A 22,049-nucleotide genomic window follows, 5' to 3' on the forward strand; every position below is an offset into this window, starting at 1 on the left:
AGATATACCGTTTTTAAAGGTGTGGTGACGTCGTTCACATGACAACAGGAGACAAAATTGATTATTCGCTTGATGCAAGAAAGAGATTTACCTGCAGCGGCATTGGTTCATCAATCCACTTTTACAAGACAGGGGCATTCATTTGAATGGTTGCAATGCAATTTAAGAGCGTTTCCACGATATTTGATCTATGTTACCAAGTTTGATGAACAACCAGAGTCCAAGATTGCTGGCTACATTATTTGGGTTCAGAAAAGCGGTTTTAGACCCGAAGCAGTATTGGAGCTAGAGCAACTGGCCGTGTTCCCCGAATATCAGGGTCAAGGCGTTGCCAAAACACTCATTTTGCAATCCTTGCCTTTGGTTAAGCAGCAGTTGGCAAAGAAAAATTCGGTACTCAAGCATATATTGGTCACTACAAGAGCGGACAATTACGCTCAACAGTTATACAAAAAGACATTGGGCGCTGAAGTAGAAAGTATCATTTCGAATTTGTATTCAGCAGATGAAGTGTTGATGATTGCTCGAAACGTTGGCAAAAATATCTAGATGTTATTGGGTGAGCTAAATGAAAAGAGACAAAAACGAGCTCGTCTTCGTCTCTTGATTAAGGAGTATTACCGCAGTTATTTCAAGCTGTTCTGATGCTCACTGATGAGAAGTGACATCTGTTCTTCTGCTCTTTCCAGAGCACTTTCGAAACTTTCATTTTTAGCGAAGCTGCCAATCACTTCGTAATAGCATTTGAGTTTCGGCTCTGTACCTGAAGGTCGAACAATAACGCGTGAGCCACCTTCCAAGTGGTAGATCAGTACATCACTGCTAGGCAGGTTGATTGTCTGCGTTTTTCCATTGCTGTCTGTGCGAACAGAGTGTTTTAAATCCTCGGTTACTAAGATTTTCTTACCTGCAATTTTTTTCGGTGGGTCAGCTCGAAGCAACTCACCCACAGGCGGATAATCCGGGTCAAGAGCAATACTGCGCTGAGCATTAATATACATACCATGCTCGCGGTAAATTGCTTCCAGTTGGTCCCAAATGGTTTTGCCTTGGCTATATAGTTCTGCGGTGAGTTGTGCAAAAGCGACCAAAGCGGATAAACCATCTTTGTCCCAAACTGTATTACCTACTGTGTAGCCAAGCGCCTCTTCATAAGCAAACAGGAACTGGTGTTCATCGCTTTGCTCTTGCATTGCAATGTTAGTAAGCCATTTAAAGCCAGTCAGTGTTTGGTAGTACTTCGCACCATGCGCTTTGGCGACTTTGCTTAACAGGCTGGAAGAGACAATGGTATTCCCAACTAGCTGCGTTTTTGCATCGGTTTTGCTAAGTAAATAATGGCCGAAGAGTGTGCCTACTTGGTCACCCGTGAGCATCTGATAACGTCCATCGGGTTTGCGTACAGCAACAGCGAAGCGGTCAGCATCAGGATCGTTTGCGCAAGCCAGTTCTGCTGAGATTGAGTCAGCGAGCTCAATCACCATGTCCATTGCGCCCGCTTCTTCTGGGTTAGGGAAGTTAACGGTTGGGAAAGTGCCGTCTGGTTCGCGTTGTGCTTTTACGCTCATCACTTTTTTAAAGCCAGCATCATGGAGAAGATCTTCCGCCATGTTCGCGCCGACACCATGCATTGCGGTGTAAGCAATAGAAATGCTGCTTGGGTCAGTATGATGAGCAAGCAGAGGATTGTTGTTAATCGCTGCACGGTAAGTTTGGTAATAATCGTCACGTAACCAAACCAGCAGACCTTGACGCTCAGCTTCGGAATGGGGCATGAGTGGGATAACGTGAGTAGCTGCAATATCAATCTCTTGTGCGATACCAGAATCGTGCGGTGGAATGATTTGAGCACCGTTTTCCCAGTAGACTTTAAATCCGTTGTACTCAGGCGGATTGTGGCTCGCTGTTACAACAACTGCCGCTGCCGCGTTAAAGTGTTTTACACCAAATGCCACAATTGGCGTGGCAGCCACTTTATGGGTTAAGTAAACTTTAATACCTAAAGCTGTCAAAACAGCGGCTGTGTCATGCGCAAAAGATTTGGAATCTGTACGGCCGTCATAGCCGATCACCACACCGCGTTGCTTAGCATTGTCGACGTGTTTCACTAGGTATTCACCAAGACCTAAAGCGGTTTGTTGAATCACCAAACGGTTCATTCGGTTTGGACCACAACCTACTTTTCCGCGCAGACCTGCCGTACCGAATTCAAGTCGGCATTTAAAGCGGTCTTCTAACTCTTCATATTGTTTATGGTCAATCAGATATTGCAGCTCTTCCCGAGTTTTAGGATCAGGGTCTGCTGATAACCATTGTGTGACTTTTTCCATCATGATTGCCACCTTATGTATTAATTTGATTACGCAGAATAATTGATATCTATTCTCATTTATGAGTACGCAATCGCTAAAACTTGCATTAAACCTCAAGTCGACGGAGCTATACCGTCATTTCAAATATCTTCATGAGTTTCAAAACTATTCTAGGACAGTTTTTGATAACCCACTTTCATCAAACTGTTTTGATAATTTCTTGAACAAATCTGAAACCCTAACTAGCCTTTACTTAATATTTGAAATAACAAAAAATTAACAAATGTAACAATTGAGTCAAATTTGCTGTTTGTGTCGATTCACGTTCCATGTGTTGAAGTACAGCTAAGCAGAGGAGAGAGCTCTTGAGAAGATTTGTAACCGACCTGTGGCTGCCAATGGTTGGGCTGTTAATCAGCTTTTCGCCACAGGTTTTTTCTGCAGAACGAGCATTAAACATGACACCGGGCGTTACCGAAATCAGTGGTAAGGTGTATGAGCTGCACATGCTTATTTTCTATATTTGTGTAGCGATAGCTCTCGTGGTCTTTGGTGCCATGTTCTATGCCATTTTCAAGCACCGAAAATCGAAGGGAGCGGTGGCCGCTCATTTTCACGAAAGTACCAAAGTCGAAATTATTTGGACGATTATCCCAATCATCATCTTGGTCGCTATGGCGATTCCCGCAACGAAAACCTTAGTTGCGATGGAAGATACTTCTCAATCTGACCTTACTATCAAAATCACTGGTTCACAATGGAAGTGGCATTACAGCTATTTTGAACAAGACGTGGAATTTTTCAGTCTTTTGGCGACGTCACAAAAGCAAATTCAGGGCGAAGAAACCAAAGGTGCTCACTATCTGCTTGAAGTGGATCAGCCTTTGGTTCTGCCGACACAACGTAAAGTACGCTTTTTGCTGACCTCTGACGATGTGATCCACTCTTGGTGGGTTCCGGCCTTTGCCGTCAAAAAAGATACCATTCCGGGCTATATCAATGAAGCGTGGACACGCATTGATGAACCGGGCGTTTATCGTGGTCAATGTGCTGAGCTGTGTGGTCGAGCTCATGGCTTTATGCCAATTGTGGTTCAGGCGATGGAGCCAGAGAAATACGATCAATGGCTTGCGGATAAAAAAGCCGAAATTGCCGCTGCCAGACAGGAAGCGAAAAAAGCACTGCAAAGTTCAATGTCGTTGGATGAGCTTATGGCTATGGGCGAGAAAATTTACATGGATCGCTGTTCTGTCTGCCATCAGCCGACAGGTTTAGGCATACCGGGAGCGTTTCCTGCCATTAAAGGTAGCCCAGTGGCAACAGGGGATGTCAATCAACACATTGCAACGGTCGTCAATGGACGTTCGGGAACGGCAATGCAAGCCTTTGGTAACCAGTTAAGTGACCAAGAACTGGCTGCGGTGATCAGTTATCAACGTAACGCTTGGGGCAACGACACCGGCGATGCGGTTCAAGCTTCCGATATTAATGCGTTTAAGTCGCAAGGCGCTGAAACTTCTGGTCAATCGAGCAATGGAGGATAAGGACAATGATTCACAAGGAAAAATCGGCTCCAATGGCGGACGCTGATATCTCGAATCCAGATACCGGCTCTATTGATCATGACGAGCATGAACATCATGCGCCAAAAGGTCTAGCAAGATGGATCTATTCAACCAACCATAAAGATATCGGAACCTTGTATCTTTGGTTCAGCTTCACCATGTTTTTGATTGGTGGCGCGATGGCGATGGTCATTCGCGCGGAGTTGTTCCAACCGGGGTTACAGCTCGTCGAGCCCGAGTTCTTTAACCAAATGACCACGGTTCACGGTTTGATTATGGTGTTCGGTGCGGTAATGCCAGCGTTTACGGGGCTTGCAAACTGGATGGTGCCTTTAATGATTGGTGCGCCAGATATGGCTTTGCCAAGGATGAACAACCTCAGCTTCTGGATTTTGCCGTTTGCTTTTTTAATCCTTCTTGCATCGCTGTTTACTGAAGGCGGTGGTCCTAACTTTGGTTGGACATTCTACGCGCCACTCTCGACAACCTACGGCCCTGACAGTACTGCTTTGTTTGTGTTCTCCGTTCACATCATGGGGATCAGCTCGATTATGGGCGCGATTAACGTCATTGTGACCATAGTCAACATGCGAGCGCCGGGTATGACATGGTTTAAGCTACCGTTGTTCGTCTGGACGTGGCTGATTACAGCATTCCTTTTGATTGCCGTTATGCCAGTTTTAGCTGGTGCAGTAACCATGGTGTTGACAGACAAGTACTTCGGCACCAGCTTCTTTGATGCGGCAGGCGGTGGCGACCCTGTGATGTTCCAGCATATTTTTTGGTTCTTCGGCCACCCTGAAGTGTACATCATGATTTTGCCTTCCTTCGGCATTATCTCTGCCATCGTGCCTGCGTTTAGTGGGAAGAAACTGTTCGGTTATCACTCCATGGTTTACGCAACCAGCAGTATCGCCTTGCTTTCATTTTTGGTTTGGGCGCACCACATGTTTACCACAGGTATGCCGGTGTTTGCCGAGTTGTTCTTTATGTATTGCACCATGCTGATCGCCGTACCTACAGGGGTAAAAGTATTCAACTGGGTTGCGACCATGTGGCGAGGATCGCTTACTTTTGAAACCCCGATGTTGTTCGCGATTGCCTTTATTGTGCTGTTTACCATCGGTGGATTTTCTGGGCTGATGCTGGCCATTGTGCCTGCGGATTTCCAGTATCACGACACCTACTTTGTGGTGGCGCATTTCCACTATGTTCTGGTTTCTGGTGCCGTGTTCTCGATTATGGCGGCGGCCTATTACTGGCTGCCAAAATGGACGGGGCATATGTACGATGAGCGCCTCAGTCTATGGCATTTCTGGTGTTCTGTTATCTCTGTCAATGTGCTGTTTTTTCCGATGCACTTCTTGGGTTTGGCGGGAATGCCAAGACGTATTCCTGACTACGCAATTCAGTTCGCCGATGTGAACCAGATTGTTTCGATTGGTGGCTTTGCCTTTGGTTTATCGCAGTTGGTCTTTTTGTGGGTTGTGATCAAGTGCGTGCGGGGAGGAAAACCTGCTCCCGCTAAACCTTGGGAACGAGCTGAAGGACTGGAATGGACGGTTCCAAGCCCTGCGCCGCACCACACATTTTCTACACCACCCAAAGTGGAATAGTAGGGTGGATTAGGAGCGTGAAATGGAAAACGAATCCCTTAAAAGCAAGAACCGTCAACTGATAGTCAAACTCACCATTGGTACTGTGTTGATGTTCGGGTTTGGTTTTGCACTGGTGCCGTTGTACGACGTGATGTGTAAAACGTTAGGCATTAACGGCAAAACTAACGAAGTGGCGGCAGTTCAGCCGACAACTATGGTGGTAGACGAATCTCGAACAATTCGCGTTCAGTTTATGGCACATGTCAGTAACGGTATGCCTTGGAAATTTGAACCTAAAGTTTCGCACATGGACGTGCATCCTGGGCAGGTAATACAGACAGCGTTTCTGGCTAACAACTTTTCGAGTGATGAAATCGTTGGTCAAGCCGTTCCATCTATATCTCCGGGGCAAGGAGCCAGTTACTTCAATAAAATTGAGTGTTTCTGTTTTCATCAGCAGCCATTGTCGGCCAAGGCTGATGCTGAGATGCCGCTGATTTTTTATATCGAACCTGATATCCCAGACTCCATTCATACCCTGACGCTCTCCTATACCTTGTACAACATAACGGAAAAAGCACAGCCTCAACTGGTCAAAACAAGCCAAAGTGCTCACGTGAACGGCGCACCAACGCAAGGAGCAAATCTATGAGTACTAAACACGATTCTTACTATGTTCCGGCTCAAAGCCGTTGGCCGATTATCGGCGCAATAGCCTTGTTTTTGGTCGCGGTGGGGGCAGGTTTGACAGTGCAACATGTTGGTACTGGCGGTGCAGGAAGTGTCTTTGGCAAAGCCATTTTGATCATCGGTTTTGTTGTTCTACTCAGCATGTTGGCAGGATGGTTTAGTAATGTAATTGGCGAATCGTTGGCAGGACTCTATTCCAAACAAATCGCTCGTTCATTTCGTCAGGGAATGAGCTGGTTTATCTTCTCGGAAGTGATGTTCTTTGGTGCATTTTTTGGTGCTCTGTTCTATGCGCGAATGGTGGCTGTCCCTTGGTTAGGGGGAGCCAGCAACAATGCTATGACCAACGAATTGTTGTGGCCGGGCTTTGAAGCGATATGGCCACTGATTACTACGCCAGCAGGGGAGACAGTGCAAGCCATGCCTTGGCAGGGTATCCCTCTTAAAAATACCGTTATCCTGTTGATGTCTTCGATTACCTTACACATGGCCCACCTCAGTTTAGAGAAAAATCACCGTATGGCGCTGATTGTGTGGCTTGAGATTACTATCGTTCTTGCTGGATTTTTCTTGTATTTCCAAGGGGTGGAATATGCCCACGCTTATCATGAAATGGGATTGACCCTGCAATCCGGCGTGTATGGCAACACCTTCTTCATGCTCACGGGGTTTCACGGCTTACATGTTTGTCTCGGCACACTGTTTTTAATTGTGCTGCTGGCGCGCATCGCCAAAGACCACTTCACCCCCAAAGATCACTTCGCGTTCCAAGCGGGTAGCTGGTATTGGCACTTTGTTGATGTGGTGTGGTTGTGTCTGTTTGTCTTTGTTTATGTCTTATAAGAAAGGAGTTAACGCTTTAATAAGGTGTGTGGTTGGGGTGAAGCCAGCCGCTGAGGAGAGCAAAAATGAGCAAGATAACGACGAAAGCTGAAAATATAAGACGTCGTCCAAGGTAATAGCTCATCGGGCGCTCATCGTCATCATTGGGTTCTCTAACCATCTGAATTAAGGCGCGAGCAAGGTTGAATATGATGAACAGCAGAAACAGAACCAAAATGATTTTTACAACAAGTGGCAGCATGTCTGATCCTCTAAAGAGTCGAGTGTTGTCTAAGAAAGTAATCTTAGGTGTTGTTTTAACTGTGGTTGTGTTTCTGTTATTGGTCAAATTGGGTTTTTGGCAATTGTCGCGTGGCGAAGAAAAACAGGCGCTTGAGCAGGAGTTGCTACTTCGTCAGCAGATGGAACCCATCTCATTGGGCATGGCATTAGAAAGGTATCCAGTCTCCGATTTGACGGGTTTGAAGGTGCGAGTTTCTTTCTCACCAGTCAGCAACATGACGTTTCTGCTCGACAACCAAACCTATCACGGAAAAGTAGGCTATCTGGCTTACCAACTGGCAAAAGAGCGAAACGGGCATTGGATGTTGATTGAAAGAGGCTTTGTTGCCGCAACCAACGATAGACGCATCTTGCCTGAGGTTAACTGGCTTATTGAGCCTCAAGAGTTAGTCGGACGTCTGTACCAAAAATCCCACAATCCACTGAGTTCGGAACTAAGCATCGAAAACCAGACACCGCACCGTATTCAGAACATCAACATTGAGCAGCTTTCTCAGTGGTTTGGAGAACCCATTTTGCCAGCTCTGTTTCAACCACAGGAAAAGAACTGGCCATACGCGCAGCCGTGGGTTCCGTTTCCTCTCAGTGCAGAAAAGCATTTTGGTTATGCCGTTCAGTGGTTCGCCATGGCAGCCGTGTTGTTAATCATTGTTTTTCTTATCTGTGTCAGAGCTTTTAAAGCAAGGAGGCCATGATGAATTCGAAGACCAAAGGGCGTTTGATGTTATTAGCGATAGTGCTTTTCTTTGCGCTTCCTGCCGTAGTGGCAAAGACGGTCTTAAGCAATCACTGGTATCAGTCAGGTGTGACCAACAAGGGTGTGTTGATTGAACCAAGAATTACTCTGAACTCTTTAGGCTTAGTGACTTCAACGCAGAATAAGCTCTGGCGCGTAGGGTATGTGGTTCCTAAACAGTGTGATGAGCAGTGCCAGCAGCACATCTATATGTTGATGCAAAGCCATACTGCATTGGGTAAAGAGCAGGGCAGAGTGGAGCCGGTATTACTGATTGAACCTGAAAGTGACATCCAAAGTGTTGAGCACATCTCCGTTGAGAAACTGGCGGTCAATCAGGCTTTCATGGCGGCTATTGAGAGCTCTGAAATTGTGATTGTCGATCCGCTTGGTCAACTCGTTATGCATTACCCCAAAACGGATCCTTCGCAACTGGTTATGCAAAGTAAAAGTGTGCTGGCGGATTTACGTAAGTTACTCAAACTCTCTCGCGTCGGGTGAGGTGGACAATGACCAATTCCAATACTGGTTTAATTCGATTAGTTAAGTTTGCGCTGTTGTTAACGCTGACCGTGATTGCATTGGGTGCTTATACGCGCTTATCTGATGCAGGATTGGGGTGTCCTGACTGGCCGGGTTGTTACGGTCATTTCACGGTTCCGCAATCTTCCCATGCGCTGGAAAAGGCAGAACTGTTATACCCTCATCTCGATGTGGAACCACATAAAGCCTGGCCGGAAATGATTCATCGTTATTTTGCTGGCACTCTTGGGTTAGTGGTGTTTTTGATTACGTTTCTTTGTATTAAAACTCGACCTGTGGCTATAACCCTGCCTCTGATTATTGCTGCTGTGGTGATTTTTCAGGCGTTGCTTGGCATGTGGACGGTAACCATGATGCTACTGCCGCTGGTGGTGATGGGGCATTTGCTGGGGGGATTCACCTTGCTTGCTAGTTTGTGGTTACTGTTGTGGCAGTTACAACGGACATCAGCCTCTGAAAACAGTGATCTCACAAGTTCATCAACACTGTCTACCTCTTTGAACCTTAAGCTGGGTGCGGCGATCACTATGACGGTGGTTATTGGGCAAATTATGCTTGGTGGCTGGACATCGTCTAACTACGCGGCGTTGATGTGCAGCAGTCTGCCAATATGTGAAGGGAACTGGCTCTCTTATCTGGATTTCAAAACAGCTTTTACTTTGATTCATCACGGACATGACAGTTATGAATTCGGAGTACTGGAGTATGGCCCAAGGCTAACTATCCATGTTTCACATCGTGTTGGCGCTATCTTGACCATCTTGGCAGTGTCAGCGTTAGCGTTTCGTTTATGGAAAACCGGTTTGCTTTCTCTGTCGAAAATGCTGTTAGGTGCGCTTTGGGTTCAGGTTGTTCTCGGCGTCAGCAATGTGGTTTTCAATCTGCCTTTAACGATTGCGGTTATGCACAATTTGGGCGCAGCACTGCTCATGATTGCGGTACTCAAATGTAACTATCGTTTGTGGTCTTCTCAGCCTGTGAGCCAAGCAATCATTGACGCTAAATCCAATTCTAAAGTTACAACAAGGAGTGTTTCCCATGAATAAGTCGGTCATTGTCGCATCTGGTATCGCCGTATCTCCTTCTCGTTGGAGAATCTATTGGACTCTGACCAAACCTAAAGTGGTCGCGTTAATGTTGCTTACTGCTTTGGTCGGAATGTGTTTAGCCCAGCCAGATGCACTTCCTTTGCAAGTGGTAGTGTTGGGGTTGTCTGGTATTGCCATGATGGCAGGCTCTGCTGCAGCGTTCAATCATCTGATTGACAGAAGAATTGATGCGATTATGGCGAGAACGTATCGTCGTCCGCTGCCTTCTGGAGAGATTCAGGCTTATAAAGTGTTTGCATTTGCAACAGCGATTGGAATTGCGGGATTTGCCGTGCTCTATGCTGGGGTAAATGCTCTGACCGCTTGGCTGACATTTGCCAGTTTGTTGGGTTATGCGTTGGTTTATACCGTGTATCTTAAACGGGCAACACCGCAGAATATTGTGATTGCTGGTTTGGCTGGCGCGATGCCGCCACTATTAGGCTGGACAGCAATAACCAATGAACTGCACGGCCATGCTTGGTTATTGGTGATGATCATCTTTATCTGGACGCCACCGCACTTCTGGGCTTTGGCGATTCATCGTAAAGAAGACTATGCCAAAGCGGATATTCCCATGCTACCAGTGACACACGGCGTCGAATACACCAAAACGTCGATTCTGCTCTATACGGTACTACTGGCAATCGTCTGTTTACTACCAGTATTGGTGGGCATGAGCGGGGTGCTTTATTTTGTTGCATCCACTATTTTGAGCTTAGGTTTTATTTATTCAGCATGGGTTCTGAAATATCGCTCAGATGAGCAGTCAGCCATCAGCACTTTCAAATACTCTATTTATCATTTGATGATGTTGTTTATTGCGCTGCTGCTCGATCACTACTTCGTTTAAGTGGTGAAAAGAGAAGTTTATGAGGCAGAGTTAAAACAGTTTTGCACTGATGGCTCTGCTTCCATTTCCACTTCAAGTTGTTCCCACCATCTCACCGATTGAAATGATTCGTTTAACGACATACGTTGACCAATAACAGGCGTGACCAGAGTAACACCCAAGGATCTCGCGAGATTCGATGCTTTTTCCAGAGGCTCATACCAACGGTGCATAGACAAATCAAAAGTACTGTTATGAATCGGCATCATCATTTTGCCTTTCAGATCGATGTGCGCCTGCAAGCTTTGGCGAGGAAACATATGCACTTCAGACCAAAGTTTGTTGTATGCGCCAGTCTCAATCATGGTTAAATCGAAAGGGCCGTATTTATTGCCTATCTCTTTAAATCCGCTGAAATAGCCGGAGTCGCCACTAAAGAAAATCGATTTTTTACTGCTACGAATAACCCAACTTCCCCATAGGGTATGATTGCGATCTGTTAAGCCTCGACCAGAGAAGTGCTGAGTGGGTGTGAAAGCAAATTCAATAGAACCTCGGTTTGCACTGTCCCACCAACGAAACTCCTGAATCTTGCTGGCTGGTATGCCCCATTTTTGCAGTAAAGCGCCCACTTTTGAGGGAACGAGAAAATGGTCAACTTTCTTTGCCAAGCTTTTTACTGCAGCTTTGTCTAAGTGATCGTAATGGTCATGGCTGATCAACACCACATCAATGGTTGGCAGATCCTGAATTGAGATGGGTGGCTGATGGAAACGCTTTGGCCCTGCCCATTGCACTGGTGAAGCGCGGTCACTGAAGACAGGGTCGGTAAGGATCCACTGGCCATCGAGTTTCATCAAAATCGAAGAGTGACCAAGTCGGTAAACCACATCATCGTTTTCAACTTCAAGTTGTTCGTTAGTGATACTTTGCACCGGAATTGGCTTTTTTGGCACTGTATCCTCGTGTTTCTCAGTCAGATAAGCCCAAGAGATAGCTAAGAAATCGCGAATGCTGTTTTTGTTATCCACTTCGTGGTTAGCAAATTTGCCATCAAGTGCTGCTGTATCTGAGACTTGATTGTTTTCAACTGTATTCATTGTCTTTCTCCTGTAGCCAAGTGAAAAGTTTCCTTACTTCTGAGCTCTATGATCGAATAGAGATATGAAACGTTTGTGACGTTTCTTAGAACTTTTAAAGTAAACTATACGGTGTAGTTTACGTATTTTTGATGAAAAGTAAACTGAGTAGTGTAATATTGGCGTCAGAATATTTTTAACACATACGCAGAACACAGTGATGAAGAAAACTCGAAGTGAACTAAAACGTGAAGCAATATTGTTGGCAGCAAAAGAAGCTTTCCGAGAGTTTGGGGCACAGAACACCAGCATGGATAAGATTGCGGCATTAGCGCAGGTGTCCAAGCGCACCGTGTATAACCACTTTTCGTCAAAAGAAGTGCTGATCATGACATTGTTGGCAGACTTATGGAGTGCGACAGCTAACCTTGTCGATTCAGAGCAATTAATGTCACTGCCTATGGAAGAGCAACTAAAACAACTGCTTTACAGCGAAATAGAAATTTTGTCCTCAAATGAGTATATCGATCTCGCGCGAGTGGTACTCGGCTATTATCTTTATCGTCCTGATGAGTTGCTTGAACAGTCCGAGCAAATGGCACAAAAGGAAAGTCAAATTCTTAGCTGGATTAAACATCAAATATCGTTGAAAAACCTAGATGTTCAGGATGTTGAGCTAGCGAATAGTCAGCTGCACAGTCTGGTAAAAGGTAGTTGTTTCTGGCCGCAAGTCATGGGTATCAAAGTGAGTTTGTCAGACCAAGAAAAGCGCTATTTAGCAAAGCAACACACACAATTTTTTATCAGTCATTACGGGTGTAAAAAATAAATTACACTGTTTCTATTTTGTAAATATTTTCCGCATATTGCATTTTATTTAAAATAATGGTTGCGCACGTCGGCCTAGGTAGATTAAGTTACGGACTGAGGAAACGAGACTGCCAAAGGATTTGCTATTCACCGTTCAATAGCACCAGCAGCAAAGCAAAATAGGAAGAAGTAAGCGATGTATCAAACCGACGATGTAAATATTAAACGAATTAAAGAATTATTACCCCCAGTTGCAATGTTAGAAAAATTTCCAGCGACTGATGTTGCTTCTTCAACAACGTTTCAAGCGCGCCAAGCAATCCACAACATTTTGAATGACGAAGACGACAGACTGCTCGTTATTGTTGGTCCATGTTCTATCCACGATACAGAAGCGGCGATCGAGTACGGTAAACGTTTGAAAAAACTGCGTGATGAATTAAGTGGTCAGCTTGAAGTTGTGATGCGTGTTTACTTTGAAAAACCGCGTACAACAGTGGGTTGGAAAGGTCTGATTAACGACCCATACCTTAACGATACTTACAAAATTAATGACGGTTTACGCATGGCTCGCAAGCTATTGCTTGATCTGACAGACATGGGTATGCCTACTGCGAGTGAATTCTTGGATATGATCACTCCGCAATATGTGGGTGATTTAATTAGTTGGGGCGCTATCGGTGCTCGTACGACTGAATCACAAGTACACCGCGAACTGGCTTCTGGTATTTCATGTCCGGTTGGTTTTAAAAATGGTACTGATGGCAATATTAAAATTGCTTCTGATGCGATTCGCTCAGCAGAGTCATCACACCACTTCCTATCAGTAACTAAATTTGGTCACTCAGCGATTGTTGAAACTGCGGGTAACCCGAATTGCCACATCATTCTTCGCGGTGGTAAAGAGCCAAACTACAGTGCTGAACATGTTAGTGACATCAAGAACCAACTAGAAGCGTCTGGTCTGCGTCAAAAAGTGATGATTGACTTCAGCCATGCTAATAGCTCGAAACAGTACCAACGTCAGCTCGTGGTTAGCGATGATGTGAGTGCGCAAATCGCTGGTGGTGAGAACGCAATTTTCGGCGTTATGATTGAGTCACACCTTGTTGAAGGTCGCCAAGACTTAGTCGATGGTCAGGCACCAAATTACGGTCAGTCAATCACTGATGCATGTATTGGTTGGGAAGATACAGAGACTGTATTGCGCCAACTGGCTGATGCAGTAGAAAAACGTCGTAAAGGCTAATGTATAGATGAAGAAAAGGCTCTCATTTGAGAGCCTTTTTTGATCAGGAGGTTTGAAGCGTATAGTTTTGTTCTATTTTCTTGAGCGTTCTTTGATAGACCCACCAAGCGGTGCTACCCGCCAATAAGTTACCAATGAAGGCGCCGATAAACAGACCTTGTAGTCCACCAAACTCAGAACCTATCCATAAACACGGCAAGAAGAAAATAAACAGCCTTAATGCTGAAATCGTTAAAGCGATATAAGACTTACCCAACGCGTTCGACACTGACACCATCAGCATACAAACTCCTAGCGAACCTAAACTTAGCGGCACAATCATTAAATGCCAGTTCAAGATGGTTTCGACGCTCGCTTCGCTGGTCATCAGTGATGCAAGAGGAGTGGATAGCACGATAGTAATCAGCGCAATAGCAAGCTGGGAAATCAGGATAAATCGAATGGCGATAGTTACCAGCTTTCTGATATCCGCAAGCTTTCCAGCGCCTAACATTCTGCCGATCATCGGTGGCATAGACATGGTTAACGCCAAAACGGCAACGATGGCAAAAAACTCAAAACGTGAACCCAGAGCCCATGCCGCAACCGCTGTCGCGCCAAAGCTTGCTAATAGCTTAGTGGCCAGCATAGAGGAGAGCGGTGGTAATAGTTGGCTCAGCATAGCTGGCCCCATGATATGTCCAATGGATTTAACGCTGGAGATAATTTCCAGATCATGCCATTCATAGCTCAGCCAATGTTTGTTATAAACTTTTGGCAAAACAACGGCTACACCGATGCCAAACGCCAAAATGGTCGCAATTGCAGCGCCATTAATGCCGAGATCGAATACAAAGATAAACAGGGGATCCAATACTAGATTTAGTACGCTGGTAACCATCATCATGGTACCTGGAAGCATAGTATTTCCGTTGGCACGACAGACACTGTAAAGAAAATACAGAACTGCGCCCGTCCAAGCGCTGATAGCCCACCAAATCCAATAGACATCAATAATCGAATAGATGGTTTCAGGTGCATCAAGTAAGGAAAGGATAGGGTAACGAAGTAAGTAGATGATCAGGCCGAAGACGGCAACACAGCCGCTACCCATAGCTAATACTAAACCACCCAACTGTTTAGCGTATCGTGTTTTTTCTGCACCTAAAGCCTTGGAAATGACAGCCGTGGTTGCAATGCCCAGCCCGACCTGAACACCGATAATGACCATTTGCAACGGCATAGTGAAACCTTGTGTTGCAAGCGGTAAAACACCAAGTTGGCCGATAAACGCACTATCGACTAACTGAAAGCTCATTAGTGACAGGACGCCAAAAAGCATCGGCCAAGTCATTTGAAATAGCTGATTAGATAATGATGGAGGATTCATTAGTGAATTATGATCTTAGTTGTTTTGAGAATGTTAATGACGTTTATTATGAGCTAATGCCGCCGCTATTGGTACCTTGAAAAGCCAACTAATGGTCAGATAAAGAAAAAGCGCCTCATGTGAGACGCTTTTCAAAGTATCCAAAGCTTATAAACGTCGGAATTGTTTAACCAGTACACCTTGTGAATTGAGGTTAGTTACCAGTGCTTTGCACTGTTCATGGGTATCATTCGCTAGCAATAAAGTCGCGCTTGAGCCATCACTGATAGACTGCACACTCATGTTCATGCTTTCTGTTACCCGCACCATTTCATCTACTGCTGTCGCTATATATTCATTTTTTTGCGCAATATCAGCCATTTGTGACAACAGGGCTTTTAATTTATCGCCCGATTCATTTGCACTGTTTACACAACTTTGAGAAAGCGAGTTACCTTGGCTGATTGCTTCCACCGCTTCATGCGTACTGCTCTGAATGGTTTGCACAATATTTTGTATTTCACTGCTGGATTCTGAACTGCGTTGCGCCAGTTTACGTACTTCGTCTGCAACCACGGCAAAGCCGCGGCCTTGTTCTCCTGCCCGAGCCGCTTCGATGGCAGCGTTTAGTGCTAGTAAATTGGTTTGATCGGAAACGTTTTGTATGACTTCTATCACCTGACCAATGGTTGCACTTTGAGCTGAGAGTTTTTCGATGACAGTGGTAGCAGAGTCCAGTTGTTTGGCTAACTGAACAATAGAATTCACCGTATCTTCTACGGAGTCCATACCTTCATTTGCAGCTGTCTGAGCATTGTTTGCTGCGGCAGATGCTGCTTGCGCGTTGTTTGCAATTTCATTGGCTGTTGAGCTCATTTCAGTAATAGCGGTAGCCACTTGCTCAGTTTCGCGCGTTTGACCATCTAAGTTGTCAGCGGTGTGGTTGCAGTTTACAGACGATACTTTTGCCGCTTCAGACAACTGGAAATTCGAGTCCTGAATTCGACCAACCACAGCGTTGAGTTCAGATTGACGCATCTTCAGTGCGAGCTGAATTTCTGAAATATCATCAACACGCTTGTTATAAACAAGTTCCATTAATGGGTTATCAAACACTTTGCGTGCTGTTTCGGTCACTCTTTCTAGACGGCGAGTCAAGGCGTAGCTGGTCACGATACTCAATAGCAGCATCATTGGGACACCAGCACCTGACAAGAAATGATCAACAGCGGCTGCAATGACTGCCGCGCCAAGAAATCCTACCGTCATACGCTGCCATAAACGCGTTCTAGGTAACTTGAGCTGCCAAGGCGTTTTGTTAGCGCGGATCTGTGCATAGACCTTTTCCGCATTATCTACATGTTCGCGGTTAGGAGATAAGCGAACGGATTGATACTCGACCGTTTTGCCGTTTTCAATGATTGGAGATGCAAAAGCATCTACCCAGTAATGATCGCCTGATTTGGTTCGGTTTTTTACAATACCCATCCAAGAGTGGCCTTTCTTTAAATGTGACCACATGTCCTGAAATGCAGCTTCTGGCATGTCCGGATGGCGAACCACGTTGTGAGGCTGACCAACCATTTCTTCTAGGCTGTATCCGGCAACTTCACAAAACTCTTCGCTGGCATAAGTAATATGACTATTTGGTTGAGTGATAGAGAGTAAATTGTAATGAGGAGGGTAAAGGACTTCTTTTTGTGTTACTGGTTGATTATTACGCATTGTGTTGAGCACCCTAAAATAATTAAAAATGTACACCTAGCGTTTGACGAGATTTGTAGTTTAAAAGACGTCGCGTACTGATTATGTTGTAGGGTTTATGATTGTTATTTGCTCGATTTATACTGACGTCACATCAGAAATGCAATCAGACAATAATATGCTGTGTTAAAACGGGATATTTCTCACTAAATTTGTGGTACTAGTCTGACATAGGATTATGCCAGACCGTTTGAACGTCATCTTAGTCAAGATAGGTCCAGCTATCTGCACCATCAAAATATCGGATTTTGATATTGTTGAGCAGAGCTGGATTGAACATGCGGTAGTTAACAGCGAGCCGATCGCTGTTAGATTTGCTCGCAGAAGAATAATGCGTAATACAGCCACATTTCTTGCAATGGTGGAACAGAATTTCTTTATCACTCCAACTGTAGCTTTCCACTCCACTCTCTTTTACTGTGATAGTGACTTGCGGTTGTTTGAAGTATCCCCAAATTGAAGCGTAACGCGAGCAAATAGAACAGTTACATTCAGTGGCCGTTTTTGATGGGTAGGGAATGGTTAATGTGACATTCCCGCAGTGGCAACGGCCAGTAAGCATTTCTTCAGTGTCAGAGTGCGACATTGTTTACCTTTATTCACGCATATCAAGTTCGTTGTGAATAATCGTAATACATTGGGAAGCAAATAGCATTTTTGGACCTAAGCTGAGTTTTTCAACGCCTAACCGTTTCAGTGAGTTACCAGTTTTCTTCGGCATTGGAATATGGTCAGTCAACAGGAAGCAAGGATTTGGACCAATGTCGATGGTGCGAATGGATTCGCCTTTCTTATCCATCATGTACATAGAATGTGTATCAGCCAGCTTAGTGACCAAGGCTTCGAAACTGATTGTCTGAACAGTGAGCCCCGGCTGAACTTCGCGAATCTGCTCTTTGGTCATGCCGAGAGATTTATCCAATGCTTTGACCAACAGAGCAATTAAAGCTGCTTCGTGGAAACCGCCAACATCACTGATGGTATTGGCATCAATCGTGATGGTGCGTGAGTAATCTTGGGTACTTTCCAGCACGAGGTGAATAACGGCGTCTTCACGGTGCGACTGAGCGGTGAAAATCGCGTTCATAATACCGTGTGCAAGAATTTCCGCATGGGCTTTGCCACCCACTTCAGCTTGCAGTTTTTGACTATCGGTTGGGGCTGAACGTGCTCTAAGAACAAAAGTACGCATTGGGTTCCTCTAATGTGTAGCGAAATTAGGAGACAACAGAAACACAAAAGGCCGCATATAGCGACCTTTTCACGTCAATCCGAAGATTGTAAGCAAGCTTAGATAACAGTTACGTTAGCAGCTTGTGGGCCTTTTTGGCCGTTTTCTACAGTGAAAGAAACCTTTTGGCCTTCTTTCAGAGTTTTAAAACCTTCTGCAGTGATTGCACGGAAGTGTACGAATACGTCTGCGCCGCCGTTATCTTGAGCGATGAAACCAAAACCTTTAGTTTCGTTAAACCATTTAACGGTACCAGTAGTGTTAGACATGATGTCTCCAAATCTTAAAAAATTAATCTATTTAGCCAAAAGAAGGCGCTTATTACTTAGGTGACGTTTGAACAAAATGCTTCTACATATAACTGGCTAAACGCTAGTACCGGAAGGTTTCCTTCGCACAACCTATCGAGCGTGAATCGATTGGACGCGCGCATAATAACGCAACTACCCGTAATACACTAGCGAATATTTCAAATTAAGTGAAAGCACGCACACTCAAACGAAAACAAAGTAAGTTTAGACCATAATTATGTAACTTTTGTGGATCTGTAAAGTTATTGGGTCACGTTTTAGTCGATTGATTGAAGCTGATGCCAAAAAATTTGTAGTAAACAATGATTACTTAAACCCGTAAGAAGAATAAATAGCATATGCTATTTAAGATTTACATTGTAAACGTTTGGGAACTTATTGTTATGACGCATTTTCACAAAACACATGTCATGTGCGCGGTGTGTGGTAAAGAAGAAAATAACTATTACTCTTTGGGCGCTGAGTTCACGATTAAAGAGGATCATACTGTTCAGAGTGTTTTTACCGTTTTGCCTCGGCATCAGGGCTACTTTGGTTTATTGCATGGTGGAATAGCAAGCTCATTGCTTGATGCTGCGATGACACACTGTTTGCTGAGTCAACAAATAACGGCGTTAACCGCTCAACTAGATGTGCGTTATCACCATCCGATAAAAGTCGGTGACCAGATCAACATCATTGGCGAGCTGTTAACTGTAAAACGAGGCATCTATTTCTTAAAAGCGTATTTGAATGTAGGGCAGGAAACACGAGTGTCTGCAAATGGAAAATTTATTGCTTCAAAGCTCGCAGAAATTGATTGAAAGAGAAGCTAACCAAATAAAGGGTTAGCTTCTAAATAGTCAACGTCGTTTCTATTCGTTAGTTGCTATTCGTTAGTTTCTTGTCGTTCGTTTCTATTAATGTGGTCGGGAAACTTCATCCACCAGATAAAGAATCGACTGATAAGTGATTCCACTGTGATGTGATAAACCTATTTCACAGGTTCGGCTATTACTGAAACCTCTTGTGCAGCCTTCAGGTACTTGCTCTTTGAGTGGATGAACCGCAGCAGCATTGAGTTCTGGGGTAGTAAAACCTTTGTCGCCCGCCCAACCACAACATTCAATGTGCTCCGGTATAACGACATTGCTCACGCAAGCTCTCGCAAGATTCGCCATCTCATTAGTCAGTCCCATACGTCTCGAGCTGCATGTAACATGCAACATCACTGTTTCTTGTTTTGGTGTGATGTTGAGATGTTCCAGCAAGTGTTGGCTTACAAACCCAGAAGGCTCGTATATTTTTAGCGGTTTTGTGAAAAGTTCGATACTGCGTTTCGCACATGGACTGGTATCCATCAACACTGGGTAACGACCAAACTGGCTGGCTTTCCACAATACTTCCTCTAATTGAAGTGCTTTATCGTTGGCGATATCACGCATACCTTTGCTGTCATAGGGCATTCCACAACATTGCTGATTAATATCTTCAGGGAGAATCACCTCGTATCCGGCTTTATTGAGAATGGAAAGAGTGACTTCCGTTAAAGGGCGCTGATCTGTAGCATCGGTTTGTTGCCCCATGCTACGACTGGCACACGATGGAAGATAAACCACTTTCTTATCGCGTTGTGGAAGATCATTAGCCGCTTTCTCAAGTGGGTATCGGTTTGCTTGTGGCATTTCTGCAAGCCAAACAGGCGTTTTCCCCTGAGTCAGTTTTCGAGTTCCTTCGACGATACGCTTGACCGATGTTTCGCCAAGGATTCCAGAAGCGAGCTTATTCATTTTTAACGCTGAGCGTGTCATTGCAGTTGTGGCGGAAAAGTGTTCTGCCGTCCAACGAGCTATCGGTGTGAATTTTTCGTATTTTGCGCTGCGCAGTTTTTTAACCAGATCGCCGGTATTGATTCCAACGGGACATCGTTCGGCGCACAATCCGGTTGCGGCACAAGTATCTAGCCCTTGGTATTCGAACACTTTATTTAATTCGTCAGCTGATGCTTGTTCTCCGTTCTTGCGTCGACGTTGAAGCTCTCGGTAGAGAACAATGCGTTGACGTGGCGACAACGTCAGCGTTCGAGAAGGGCAAACCGGTTCGCAGAACCCACACTCTATACAGCGGTCTACGAGATCATCTGCCGCTGGCATCAATTTCAAGTTATCTAAATGCGCTTTAGGGTTGCTGTTGATAATCACCCCAGGATTCAACAAGCCATTTGGATCAAATAAGGCTTTGATTTTCTGCATCAATTCATAGCCTTCTTTACCCCATTCGAGTTCAACATACGGAGCCATATTTCGCCCCGTACCGTGTTCCGCTTTTAATGAACCTTGGTATTTCACTGCAACTAAATCTGCCACGTCATCCATAAAGGCTCCGTATCGCTCGATTTCCTGCTGCTGTTCAAATCCCTGTGTAAAGACAAAATGCAAGTTGCCTTCCAGCGCATGGCCGAAAATGATCGCTTCTTGATAATGGTATTTATCAAATAGTTTTTGCAGGTCACGAATACCGTTAGCAAGATTTTCAATCGGGAAGGCGACGTCTTCGATAATAACGGTAGTTCCCACCTCTCTTACCGCTCCAACCGCAGGGAACATGCCTTTGCGAATTCCCCAAAGCGTTGAGACAGTATTGGCGTCGGAAGTGAAAGGAACCGATTCGATGATGTTGAAGTTTTTTAGCAACTCCATCACTTCACCGCATTGGTGCAGCAATGCTTTATGGTGACTCGCGTGCGATTCAATAAGTAGCGCTGCGGCTTCTAAATCGAGAGACTTGATGAAATCAGGCATACCCGCTTTATCAGCGACTGAACGCATGGCTCTGCCATCCATCATTTCCACCGCAGCAACGGGAGATTGTTTTAATCTGGTTACGGCTTGGCTTGCTTGTTCAATATTTTCAAATACCAGCAATGCTGAGGCTTTATAGCTGTGTTCCACTACAGTGTTATAGGTAATTTCGGCGATAAAGCCGAGTGTGCCTTCAGAACCAATAAATAGGTGCTTAAGAATATCAATCGGGTCATCATAATCAACCAGCGCATTGAGGGCGTAACCTGTCGTGTTTTTTAAGCGATATTTGTGTTTGATTCGAGCGCTCAGTTCTTTGTTCGCCAGCGTCTCTTTTCTTAACGTTTCTAAACCAGATACTAGGTCGCTTCTTTGTTGCTTAAAGGTTTCTACGCTGTTTGAATCACTGGTGTCCAACACAAGACCATCTGCAAACACCACCTTCATATTGTCGACCGTTTGGTAAGAGTTTTGTGCAGTACCGCAGCACATGCCGCTCGCATTGTTCGCCGCAATTCCGCCAATTTTGCATGTATTTATAGACGCGGGATCTGGGCCTATCTTTCGTTGGAAAGGCGCAAGGTATTTGTTGGCATCAGCGCCAATTACTCCCGGCTGCAAACGAATTTTATCGCCTTGCTCTAAGATCTGATGCTTGCGCCAGTCATCGGTTAGAGTAATAAGCACAGAGTCTGAAACCGCTTGGCCAGATAAGCTGGTTCCCGCAGCGCGAAAGGTGAAGGGTAAAGCCAATTTCTCACAACTTTTAATCGCAAAAACGACTTCTTCAAGACTATTCAGACGCAGCACTACTTGTGGAATAAGCCGGTAAAAGCTTGCGTCTGTGCCGTATGCCAATCTTTGGGCTTCCTGAGTGATAATGCGTTCTTCATCGATTTGAGTCTTCAGAACATCTATCAGCTGTTGATACTGAGTTTTGATTGTCATTTTCGTTATCTCGTTCCCGTTCCCGCGATTAGTTGCCTTT

General features: G+C 44.9%; 21 protein-coding genes. 12 read left to right on the forward strand and 9 right to left on the reverse strand.

Features of this window, described 5'->3' with window-relative positions; genetic code table 11:
* Positions 1-72: 72 nt before the first annotated feature.
* Entirely contained in the window at positions 73-549 is a 477-nt protein-coding gene (locus tag HUO09_RS08250) for an N-acetyltransferase (protein ID WP_188233788.1), read from the forward strand.
* Positions 550-626: 77 nt separating this feature from the next.
* Here the strand turns inward: HUO09_RS08250 and HUO09_RS08255 are convergent, their stop codons facing one another.
* Complete coding sequence (locus HUO09_RS08255) at positions 627-2,333, reverse strand: phospho-sugar mutase (RefSeq protein ID WP_188233626.1); 1,707 nt, start codon at positions 2,331-2,333, stop codon at positions 627-629.
* 344 nt (positions 2,334-2,677) lie between these two features.
* Here HUO09_RS08255 and coxB point away from each other — a divergent pair, with 344 nt between their 5' ends.
* From coxB to HUO09_RS08275, 4 genes are read left to right on the forward strand one after another with little or no spacing between them, the layout of a single operon-like run.
* Positions 2,678-3,856 (forward strand): cytochrome c oxidase subunit II, encoded by a 1,179-nt coding sequence (coxB, locus tag HUO09_RS08260; RefSeq protein ID WP_223159344.1) that lies wholly within the window; start codon positions 2,678-2,680, stop codon positions 3,854-3,856.
* Positions 3,857-3,888: 32 nt separating this feature from the next.
* Positions 3,889-5,493 carry a cytochrome c oxidase subunit I gene (gene ctaD / locus HUO09_RS08265; protein WP_223159345.1) on the forward strand — a complete coding sequence of 535 codons (1,605 nt, stop codon included), beginning with the start codon at positions 3,889-3,891 and terminating at the stop codon, positions 5,491-5,493.
* A gap of 22 nt (positions 5,494-5,515) precedes the next feature.
* Positions 5,516-6,127 (forward strand): cytochrome c oxidase assembly protein, encoded by a 612-nt coding sequence (locus tag HUO09_RS08270; RefSeq protein WP_167413361.1) that lies wholly within the window; start codon positions 5,516-5,518, stop codon positions 6,125-6,127.
* A complete protein-coding gene (locus HUO09_RS08275; RefSeq protein ID WP_167413362.1) occupies positions 6,124-7,008 on the forward strand; it encodes a cytochrome c oxidase subunit 3 in 885 nt (294 codons plus the stop codon). The genes HUO09_RS08270 and HUO09_RS08275 overlap by 4 nt, the downstream gene beginning before the upstream one ends.
* Positions 7,009-7,024: 16 nt before the next feature.
* Here HUO09_RS08275 and HUO09_RS08280 read toward each other — a convergent pair whose 3' ends face one another.
* Positions 7,025-7,249, reverse strand: a complete 225-nt coding sequence (locus HUO09_RS08280) for a DUF2909 domain-containing protein (protein WP_042481210.1) — start codon at positions 7,247-7,249, stop codon at positions 7,025-7,027.
* On the opposite strand from HUO09_RS08280, the gene HUO09_RS08285 reads away from it, so the two are divergent.
* From HUO09_RS08285 to cyoE, 4 genes are read left to right on the forward strand one after another with little or no spacing between them, the layout of a single operon-like run.
* A complete protein-coding gene (locus tag HUO09_RS08285) occupies positions 7,248-7,985 on the forward strand; it encodes an SURF1 family protein (RefSeq protein ID WP_223159346.1) in 738 nt (245 codons plus the stop codon). The genes HUO09_RS08280 and HUO09_RS08285 overlap by 2 nt on opposite strands.
* On the forward strand, positions 7,982-8,527 hold the full coding sequence (locus tag HUO09_RS08290) for a hypothetical protein (RefSeq protein ID WP_188233629.1): 546 nt from the start codon (positions 7,982-7,984) through the stop codon (positions 8,525-8,527). The genes HUO09_RS08285 and HUO09_RS08290 overlap by 4 nt, the downstream gene beginning before the upstream one ends.
* A gap of 8 nt (positions 8,528-8,535) precedes the next feature.
* Positions 8,536-9,615: a heme A synthase gene (locus HUO09_RS08295; protein WP_188233630.1), complete on the forward strand. Its 1,080-nt coding sequence runs from the start codon at positions 8,536-8,538 to the stop codon at positions 9,613-9,615.
* Positions 9,608-10,510 carry a heme o synthase gene (cyoE, locus tag HUO09_RS08300; RefSeq protein WP_188233631.1) on the forward strand — a complete coding sequence of 301 codons (903 nt, stop codon included), beginning with the start codon at positions 9,608-9,610 and terminating at the stop codon, positions 10,508-10,510. The genes HUO09_RS08295 and cyoE overlap by 8 nt, the downstream gene beginning before the upstream one ends.
* Positions 10,511-10,527: 17 nt before the next feature.
* On the opposite strand, the gene HUO09_RS08305 is transcribed toward cyoE, so the two are convergent.
* Entirely contained in the window at positions 10,528-11,589 is a 1,062-nt protein-coding gene (locus HUO09_RS08305) for an MBL fold metallo-hydrolase (protein WP_188233632.1), read from the reverse strand.
* Positions 11,590-11,788: 199 nt separating this feature from the next.
* On the opposite strand from HUO09_RS08305, the gene HUO09_RS08310 reads away from it, so the two are divergent.
* On the forward strand, positions 11,789-12,397 hold the full coding sequence (locus HUO09_RS08310; RefSeq protein WP_188233633.1) for a TetR/AcrR family transcriptional regulator: 609 nt from the start codon (positions 11,789-11,791) through the stop codon (positions 12,395-12,397).
* 177 nt (positions 12,398-12,574) lie between these two features.
* Positions 12,575-13,627, forward strand: coding sequence for a 3-deoxy-7-phosphoheptulonate synthase AroG (aroG, locus tag HUO09_RS08315; protein WP_188233634.1), 1,053 nt, complete (start codon positions 12,575-12,577; stop codon positions 13,625-13,627).
* A 43-nt stretch (positions 13,628-13,670) separates the two neighbouring features.
* Here the strand turns inward: aroG and HUO09_RS08320 are convergent, their stop codons facing one another.
* The 5 genes from HUO09_RS08320 to HUO09_RS08340 form a co-directional block, all read right to left on the reverse strand.
* The gene (locus HUO09_RS08320; protein ID WP_167411657.1) at positions 13,671-14,996 is read right to left on the reverse strand and encodes an MATE family efflux transporter; all 1,326 of its coding nucleotides are present in this window, start codon (positions 14,994-14,996) and stop codon (positions 13,671-13,673) included.
* A gap of 147 nt (positions 14,997-15,143) precedes the next feature.
* Positions 15,144-16,700: a PAS domain-containing methyl-accepting chemotaxis protein gene (locus HUO09_RS08325; RefSeq protein ID WP_188233635.1), complete on the reverse strand. Its 1,557-nt coding sequence runs from the start codon at positions 16,698-16,700 to the stop codon at positions 15,144-15,146.
* A gap of 241 nt (positions 16,701-16,941) precedes the next feature.
* On the reverse strand, positions 16,942-17,325 hold the full coding sequence (locus HUO09_RS08330) for a GFA family protein (protein WP_223159347.1): 384 nt from the start codon (positions 17,323-17,325) through the stop codon (positions 16,942-16,944).
* A 9-nt stretch (positions 17,326-17,334) separates the two neighbouring features.
* Positions 17,335-17,931, reverse strand: coding sequence for a tRNA (pseudouridine(54)-N(1))-methyltransferase TrmY (gene trmY / locus HUO09_RS08335; RefSeq protein ID WP_188233636.1), 597 nt, complete (start codon positions 17,929-17,931; stop codon positions 17,335-17,337).
* A 98-nt stretch (positions 17,932-18,029) separates the two neighbouring features.
* Positions 18,030-18,239 carry a cold-shock protein gene (locus HUO09_RS08340; RefSeq protein ID WP_042481174.1) on the reverse strand — a complete coding sequence of 70 codons (210 nt, stop codon included), beginning with the start codon at positions 18,237-18,239 and terminating at the stop codon, positions 18,030-18,032.
* A gap of 425 nt (positions 18,240-18,664) precedes the next feature.
* On the opposite strand from HUO09_RS08340, the gene HUO09_RS08345 reads away from it, so the two are divergent.
* On the forward strand, positions 18,665-19,084 hold the full coding sequence (locus HUO09_RS08345) for a PaaI family thioesterase (protein WP_167411659.1): 420 nt from the start codon (positions 18,665-18,667) through the stop codon (positions 19,082-19,084).
* A 96-nt stretch (positions 19,085-19,180) separates the two neighbouring features.
* Here the strand turns inward: HUO09_RS08345 and HUO09_RS08350 are convergent, their stop codons facing one another.
* The gene (locus HUO09_RS08350; RefSeq protein ID WP_188233637.1) at positions 19,181-22,009 is read right to left on the reverse strand and encodes an FAD-binding and (Fe-S)-binding domain-containing protein; all 2,829 of its coding nucleotides are present in this window, start codon (positions 22,007-22,009) and stop codon (positions 19,181-19,183) included.
* Positions 22,010-22,049: the final 40 nt, after the last annotated feature.

It is taken from the genome of Vibrio sp. Y2-5, assembly GCF_014596725.1.
Lineage (GTDB): Bacteria > Pseudomonadota > Gammaproteobacteria > Enterobacterales > Vibrionaceae > Vibrio.

Bases quoted from the DNA above. Each gene is read 5' to 3' on its own strand.
- cyoE (WP_188233631.1), top strand. From the start codon at position 9,608: ATGAATAAGTCGGTCATTGTCGCATCTGGTATCGCCGTATCTCCTTCT.
- HUO09_RS08340 (WP_042481174.1), bottom strand. From the start codon at position 18,239: ATGTCTAACACTACTGGTACCGTTAAATGGTTTAACGAAACTAAAGGT.
- HUO09_RS08290 (WP_188233629.1), top strand. From the start codon at position 7,982: ATGATGAATTCGAAGACCAAAGGGCGTTTGATGTTATTAGCGATAGTG.
- HUO09_RS08280 (WP_042481210.1), bottom strand. From the start codon at position 7,249: ATGCTGCCACTTGTTGTAAAAATCATTTTGGTTCTGTTTCTGCTGTTC.
- HUO09_RS08350 (WP_188233637.1), bottom strand. From the start codon at position 22,009: ATGACAATCAAAACTCAGTATCAACAGCTGATAGATGTTCTGAAGACT.
- ctaD (WP_223159345.1), top strand. From the start codon at position 3,889: ATGGCGGACGCTGATATCTCGAATCCAGATACCGGCTCTATTGATCAT.
- HUO09_RS08250 (WP_188233788.1), top strand. From the start codon at position 73: ATGCAAGAAAGAGATTTACCTGCAGCGGCATTGGTTCATCAATCCACT.
- HUO09_RS08345 (WP_167411659.1), top strand. From the start codon at position 18,665: ATGACGCATTTTCACAAAACACATGTCATGTGCGCGGTGTGTGGTAAA.
- HUO09_RS08325 (WP_188233635.1), bottom strand. From the start codon at position 16,700: ATGCGTAATAATCAACCAGTAACACAAAAAGAAGTCCTTTACCCTCCT.
- trmY (WP_188233636.1), bottom strand. From the start codon at position 17,931: ATGCGTACTTTTGTTCTTAGAGCACGTTCAGCCCCAACCGATAGTCAA.
- HUO09_RS08305 (WP_188233632.1), bottom strand. From the start codon at position 11,589: ATGAATACAGTTGAAAACAATCAAGTCTCAGATACAGCAGCACTTGAT.
- HUO09_RS08275 (WP_167413362.1), top strand. From the start codon at position 6,124: ATGAGTACTAAACACGATTCTTACTATGTTCCGGCTCAAAGCCGTTGG.
- HUO09_RS08285 (WP_223159346.1), top strand. From the start codon at position 7,248: ATGTCTGATCCTCTAAAGAGTCGAGTGTTGTCTAAGAAAGTAATCTTA.
- HUO09_RS08255 (WP_188233626.1), bottom strand. From the start codon at position 2,333: ATGATGGAAAAAGTCACACAATGGTTATCAGCAGACCCTGATCCTAAA.
- HUO09_RS08295 (WP_188233630.1), top strand. From the start codon at position 8,536: ATGACCAATTCCAATACTGGTTTAATTCGATTAGTTAAGTTTGCGCTG.
- HUO09_RS08270 (WP_167413361.1), top strand. From the start codon at position 5,516: ATGGAAAACGAATCCCTTAAAAGCAAGAACCGTCAACTGATAGTCAAA.
- HUO09_RS08330 (WP_223159347.1), bottom strand. From the start codon at position 17,325: ATGTCGCACTCTGACACTGAAGAAATGCTTACTGGCCGTTGCCACTGC.
- aroG (WP_188233634.1), top strand. From the start codon at position 12,575: ATGTATCAAACCGACGATGTAAATATTAAACGAATTAAAGAATTATTA.
- HUO09_RS08320 (WP_167411657.1), bottom strand. From the start codon at position 14,996: ATGAATCCTCCATCATTATCTAATCAGCTATTTCAAATGACTTGGCCG.
- HUO09_RS08310 (WP_188233633.1), top strand. From the start codon at position 11,789: ATGAAGAAAACTCGAAGTGAACTAAAACGTGAAGCAATATTGTTGGCA.